The sequence below is a fragment of the Thalassoglobus sp. genome, from assembly GCF_048270125.1.
Classification (GTDB): Bacteria; Planctomycetota; Planctomycetia; order Planctomycetales; family Planctomycetaceae; genus Thalassoglobus.
Window position 1 is genome coordinate 56,446 of the sequence record NZ_JBLWTN010000033.1, and the last position, 6,000, is coordinate 62,445.

A 6,000-nucleotide genomic window follows, 5' to 3' on the forward strand; every position below is an offset into this window, starting at 1 on the left:
TGTGCCGTCCTCAGTTTGTTGAGGCTCCCGCCCCTGGATCAGATTCCGAGCGTTCTGGCATGAATTGCCTGAAACGCTTCGGGACCGTGACTTGAGATATCTTTCATGGCAAAATCTGCCACTTGGAGGAACTGTTTGTTCTCCTTACATCGATTATCGGCATACCGTCCCGTAAAATACGGAGAATCTGGAAGAATCCAACAACTGATGCAAGACGTAGGTTTTGACGATCTTGCAGTATTTCGCTAACCGGAATAGAGTACGTTAGCCCTACCACTCGCGCAGCTTGCGTGATTTCCTATTGATGCTTTGGAATGTGTCCAGAGTCATAGGATCTGGTGGGACAGGTATGTTGCAAGGGAGTGAATGCGTGTTTGTGGCTGCATCGACAAGATGCTTTTCAGAATTGGATTTCTGGCAAGCTCTAACGCTGATTAATGATCTCGAATACGACAAAGTAGAGATCTACCTGGATGAAAACGGAGCCTTGAAACCATCTTATGTGACAAGCTCCCCGGATGAGTTTCACGCCCACCTGCGAGATCGAACTCGCTTAACACCGGTGGCACTCACACTTGCGAACGCAATCGAATTGAAGCCGTTCACCGAGCTTTGCAAACTTGCCAAGGCATTGCGTGTGACGCAGATCAATATCCCTTCAGAAGTTGTGGGGACACCTTTCAATTCGGAAATTGACCGTTTGAAAACATTGGTGGCCGCGGCATCCAAAGAGGGTGTTCGTGTTGCAATTCGAACCGAGCGAGGGCGGCTTTCTGAAGATGCCCATACTGCCGTCGAACTGTGCCAATCCGTGGATGGCCTTGGCTTGGGATTCGACCCCAGCTACTTCCTGGGTGAAGAAAAGTTTGAAACGACACTCGAACTCGTCACCGGCTACACCAGCCACGTCTTCCTGCGAGACTCCACTGAAAAGCAGTTGCAAGTTCAAGTTGGTCTGGGTGAAGTCGATTACGCCCGGTTGATTTCGCAACTCGACAAACACCGCTATGATCGGGCACTCTCCGTGGAACTCTTCCCGGACGAGATGGACAAGGACCAACGAACGCTGGAATTGCGTAAGTTGCGAATGTTGATTGACTCACTGCTGTAGGGCGCCCTGAGATCGCAGATCGGCCAACAGGTTGAGTCCTGGCGTTTCAAGAAAGGTTGGCTGTGAAAGATCCTCGAATTTCTGCCCTGGCAGATGTCCTCATTCAACATAGTTGTCAGCTGCAAGCCGGTGAGAAAATTCTGATCGAGGCTTTCGACTTACCAGAGTCGAACCTTGTTTGTGAATTGGTTGAGAAAGTTCGCGCTGTCGGCGGTTTGCCCGTCGTCTCCTGGAAAAGCAACGAAATCCTTCGTTCACTTTACGCCAGCGGAGACAAGGCCTCATTGCAGCTTGTCGGCGAACTTGAAGCGAATGTCATGCGGCAAATGGATGCGTATATTGGCATTCGTGGAGCAGCCAACAGCGATCAATTTGCAGACGTTCCGGGTAAGCAGATGGACTTGATGACCGAATCGATCTGGCAGCCGGTTCATATTGATATCCGGGTCCCGAAAACGAAATGGGTCGTCCTCCGTTATCCAACTCACTCGATGGCCCAGTCTGCCCGCATGAGTACCGCAGCATTCGAAGATTTCTTCTTCGATGTCTGCACTGCCGACTACGCAGCCATGGGAGTGGCACAAGAGCCTTTGAAAGAGTTGATGCTGGCAACCGATGAAGTTCACATCAAAAGTCCAGGAACAGATTTGAAATTTTCGATCAAGGATATCCCGGTCATCCCCTGCTCTGGGGGAAGAAATATTCCCGATGGAGAAGTTTTCACTGCTCCCGTTCGGGATAGCCTGAATGGTGTGATCCAGTACAACGCCGGATCGCGATATCAGGGGACTGTCTTCGAGAATATTCGATTCGAATTCAAAGATGGCAAAATCATCGACGCAACCTGCACCGGACAAACTGAACGCCTGAATGAAATTCTTGATACCGATCCCGGAGCACGCTACATCGGTGAATGGTCGCTGGGCTGCAATAATCGAGTCAAGCACCCGATGATGGACACACTCTTTGACGAAAAAATCGGCGGATCAATGCACCTGACTCCGGGGAATGCCTATGATAGCGCCGACAACGGGAATCGCAGCCGCGTTCACTGGGATCTCGTGCTCATTCAAACTCCGGAATACGGAGGCGGAGAAATCTGGTTCGACGGCAAATTAATTCGCGAAAACGGTCGTTTTCTGCCAGAGAACCTGCAACCTTTAAATGTTGGCCTGGGGTAATGCTTCGCAGAGCGTTCTCAGTTGTTGACCAATCAACCCTTAAGGACTTTTAGAAATGCGTGTTTCGATTCAATCGGCTTCAATGGCAATTGTCTGTGCGTTGGGCCTGACAGCACTGTTGTCGGCGGAGCTCTTTGCTCAGGACAATGTCCGATCCGATCATCGGCTTCCACCCGGTGTGCTGCTTTATGGAGCAACACCAGACATCCCAGCGACCTATGAAGCCTTTAAGAACACTTCCTACGGGCAGCTCATCAATAGTCCTGAACTCGAAGAGTTCCGCGTCCAACTTCTCGAGAAATTTCAAGAAGAGGCAAGCGAAGGGCTCGAAAAAATCGAATCAGAACTCGGCATGCCGCTGAGTGATCTCGCCGCCCTGCTGGCTGGCGATGCCACAATTTCGATCGTTCGCCCAATCGGTCAACCACTCGGAGCAGTCGTCTTCCTTGAATACGGAGATCATCAGGACATCGTGGATCGGTTGGTCGAACTCTCTGATCAGGCGATTAGCGATGAAACAGGCTTCGAAAAACAGACAGAAGAGTACGCTGGCGCGAAGCTCAACTACTACACCATTCAAACCGAACATCCTGACTACTCGGAAATCGACATCACCTACTTCATGAAGGATGGTCAATTTGTGTTGACCTCTTCACGATCGCTGGCTGAGTCGGTTCTTGACCTCTGGGATGGAAAAAGTGAACAAACATTTGCAAATGATGAGTTCTACTCTGCAATTCTGAAGCAATGTGCTACCACTGATGGATCGACTCCTGACACAATTTGGTACGTCAATCCTATTGGAGTGACGACTGCAGCTTTGGAACTGGTTCCACAGGCAAAGCCTTTTGTAAATCTCATCCCATTGTACCTGCCAACTCTTGGTTTGAACCGACTGAAAGCCAGTGGCTCAACCATGGAACTGGATGCTGGCGAGTTCAACATCGTCTCCAAGTCGATGGTTTACGTCGATCGACCTGCTTCCGGGATCTTGAGAATGTTTGAGTTGCGTGAAACCATCGAAGGTGTCCCAGCTTGGGTTCCCGCCGATGTCACGCAGTTCTTTGCTACAGACTGGAACGTCTCAGGCGCCTACGAAGCTATTGAAGCAGTCGTTGACGGCTTCATGGGACCGGGAGCCTTCGATCGCCAAGTGACCGACCTCACTCGTCAGGCCAATCAGAACAACCTGCATCTCAAGCGAGATATTGCGGATGTTCTCTCAGGGAAAATACAGGGTTACTACAAACAAAAATTCGAAGGCGCAGACGTTGATGTTCAATTCGCGGTCTCAATTGGAGTCACGGATGAGGACAAAGCCTGGAAATTGATCGAAGCCGCCGTTGAGTCGGCTGGAGAAGTTCAAGAGCACGACATTCGTGGAAACCGTGCCTACAGCGTGATCACACCAGATGACGCTGAAATCGCGATCACCATTAAGGATGGTCAGATCTTTGTCGCATCAAAAATGGACCGGCTCTGGGAAGTTGTCGAAGGAAAAGCAGGCGGGGACGCTCTGAAGGATTCCGCAGAATTCAAACGTGGGCAGAAACACCTTCCTGCGAAAGTCTCGATGCTCTCCTATCAATCGCCAAAGTCAACGTTGCGTGATCCTTACGAAAAACTTCGTTTGGGAGAATACGACGCTGCGACCGAAGGGGAATTTGACTTCTCAGTTCTTCCACCGTTCGAGAAAATTGAGAAATACCTGACTCCGACGTTCAGTTATCTCCAACCGATTGAAAAAGGGGCTTACTCCGTTCAATTCGGTCTCAAGCCAGCGAAATAGACAAAAATTTCGTAAATTCTGAATCCGCAGTCGCTTGGCGACTGCGGATTTTTTTCTGGATATTGAGCGAAGTCTCCTTCTCTGATTGAAGCGCGGCAGAAACTCAGTTATTTTGCGGATTCACGCATGAGTTCCTCTTAAGATCTGACCTGAAGACCTCAGGTTGACTTCTCAATCACTAAGAAAAACGTTGAGAAGAACACCGAGAAAAGACTTCAACACTTCGGTTTTCGGAGAAGATCTCAACACATGCCCGAACCTGAATACATCGAAAGAATTGCAATGGGATTGTTTGACGGAAAAAAAGGACTGGTCGTTGGCATTGCGAACGATCATTCCATCGCCTGGGCGATTACACAACAGCTTTTCAAAGAAGGTGCAGAAATCGGTTTCACTCACCTTCCTGACAAGGATGCTGCTCGCCCAAAGAATGAAAAGAAAGTTCGTAAACTCGTTGAACCACTTGGCGGCAAGTTTGTCATTCCTTGTGATGTCACCAAAGATGAAGATCTCGACGCCGTCTTCAAGAAAACTGAAGAAGAATTCGGCAAGATTGACTTCGTTCTGCATAGCGTGGCGTTCGCACCACCAGCAGACCTCACCGGCCCGGTTTATGACGTCAGCCGCGACGGCTTCAAACTTTCCATGGAGATCAGCGCCTACAGCTTGATCGCCATGGCAGGTCGGGCAAGACCGATCCTGAACGAGGGTGGAAGTATTCTCACACTGAGTTACCTCGGCGGTGAAACCGTGGTTCCCGGCTACAACCTGATGGGCTTGTGCAAAGCAGCCCTTGAAAGTGCGGTGACCTACCTTGCTCACGAACTCGGCCCGCAAGGTGTTCGGGTGAACGCAGTCAGTGCTGGCCCAGTCAAAACTGTGAGTGCCAGTGGAGTGGGAGACATCAAAAAGATGTTCCAACTTTACGAAACATTCTCCCCACTTCGTCGGAACATCACTGCTGAAGAAGTCGGGAAAGCATCTGCGTTTCTGCTGAGTGATAATGCCAGTGGAATCAGCGGAGAGATCCTGCATGTCGACTCCGGTTATCACTGCATGGGGGCTCCGCCAACTGACGCCTTCGACAAAGCTTAGTCGGTTCTGTTCCGCAGGACATTTTCACGTTTCGTTCTCAAGCTCCAACTTGGGAACGAAACATTTTGAAATCCTGCTCCGATTGATTTTCTCCCCGAACGGTTTTTCTCAAAATGCGAAGCTCTCAGTTGCTCACAGCGACATCGAGTCGTCTGCTCATCGTGGACATGCAGGAGAAACTGCTGGCAGCCATGAAAGAACGTGAGACAGTGATTTCAAACTGTCTCAAGCTTGTTCGTGGTGCAAACGTTCTTGAAGTCCCGGTCGATGCGACAGAGCAGTACCCCAAGGGGCTCGGTGGAACCGTTGATGTGCTCGCGGACCTCATTGCTGAACGTCCTGCTAAAATGCGATTCAGTTGCACGGAAACGCTTGAATGGGCAAAGCAAGGGACGACACCTGACCAACCATATCAGGTTGTTCTTGCTGGGATCGAAGCACATGTTTGTGTTCTGCAAACAGCATTTGACCTGTTGGCGAACGGGTTCGAAGTCTTCGTCGTTGCGGATGCAGCCACCAGTAGAAACCGAACCGACTACGAATTCGGACTTAAGCGCATGGCGGACTCTGGCGTCCAGCTGGTGACCACGGAAATGGTCCTCTTCGAATGGTGCGAAGTCGCTGGGACGGATGAATTCAAACAGATCAGCCGCATCATCACCGGTCGCAACTAGAGCAGTTTGCTCTACCGTTTGCCCGTGAAGAACGCGTTTCATCAATAGAATCGCTGTTCGCCACGAGGCAAAACCTGCAAACCAATTCGAAAGATGCTCTAGAGCATCTTTCTTTTAGTTTTTCAGTAGATTTGAGGTGATTGGTGATTT

General features: G+C 50.1%; 5 protein-coding genes. All 5 read left to right on the forward strand.

Annotated elements, in window-relative coordinates; all coding sequences use genetic code 11:
- Nucleotides 1–370: 370 nt before the first annotated feature.
- The 5 genes from ACN0YR_RS22580 to ACN0YR_RS22600 all read left to right on the forward strand — a co-directional run bounded on the left by ACN0YR_RS22580 (nucleotide 371) and on the right by ACN0YR_RS22600 (nucleotide 5,850).
- Nucleotides 371–1,111, forward strand: a complete 741-nt coding sequence (locus tag ACN0YR_RS22580; RefSeq protein ID WP_417851472.1) for a sugar phosphate isomerase/epimerase family protein — start codon at nucleotides 371–373, stop codon at nucleotides 1,109–1,111.
- 62 nt (nucleotides 1,112–1,173) lie between these two features.
- On the forward strand, nucleotides 1,174–2,292 hold the full coding sequence (locus ACN0YR_RS22585) for an aminopeptidase (protein WP_417851473.1): 1,119 nt from the start codon (nucleotides 1,174–1,176) through the stop codon (nucleotides 2,290–2,292).
- Between the two features lie 55 nt (nucleotides 2,293–2,347).
- Nucleotides 2,348–4,081, forward strand: coding sequence for a hypothetical protein (locus tag ACN0YR_RS22590; RefSeq protein WP_417851474.1), 1,734 nt, complete (start codon nucleotides 2,348–2,350; stop codon nucleotides 4,079–4,081).
- 282 nt (nucleotides 4,082–4,363) lie between these two features.
- Nucleotides 4,364–5,176, forward strand: coding sequence for an enoyl-ACP reductase FabI (locus ACN0YR_RS22595; protein ID WP_417851478.1), 813 nt, complete (start codon nucleotides 4,364–4,366; stop codon nucleotides 5,174–5,176).
- Nucleotides 5,177–5,289: 113 nt separating this feature from the next.
- Entirely contained in the window at nucleotides 5,290–5,850 is a 561-nt protein-coding gene (locus ACN0YR_RS22600) for an isochorismatase family protein (protein WP_417851475.1), read from the forward strand.
- Nucleotides 5,851–6,000 lie beyond the last annotated feature (150 nt).

Coding starts and splice junctions, on each gene's coding strand:
- ACN0YR_RS22590 (WP_417851474.1), top strand. CDS start 2,348: ATGCGTGTTTCGATTCAATCGGCTTCAATGGCAATTGTCTGTGCGTTG.
- ACN0YR_RS22595 (WP_417851478.1), top strand. CDS start 4,364: ATGGGATTGTTTGACGGAAAAAAAGGACTGGTCGTTGGCATTGCGAAC.
- ACN0YR_RS22600 (WP_417851475.1), top strand. CDS start 5,290: ATGCGAAGCTCTCAGTTGCTCACAGCGACATCGAGTCGTCTGCTCATC.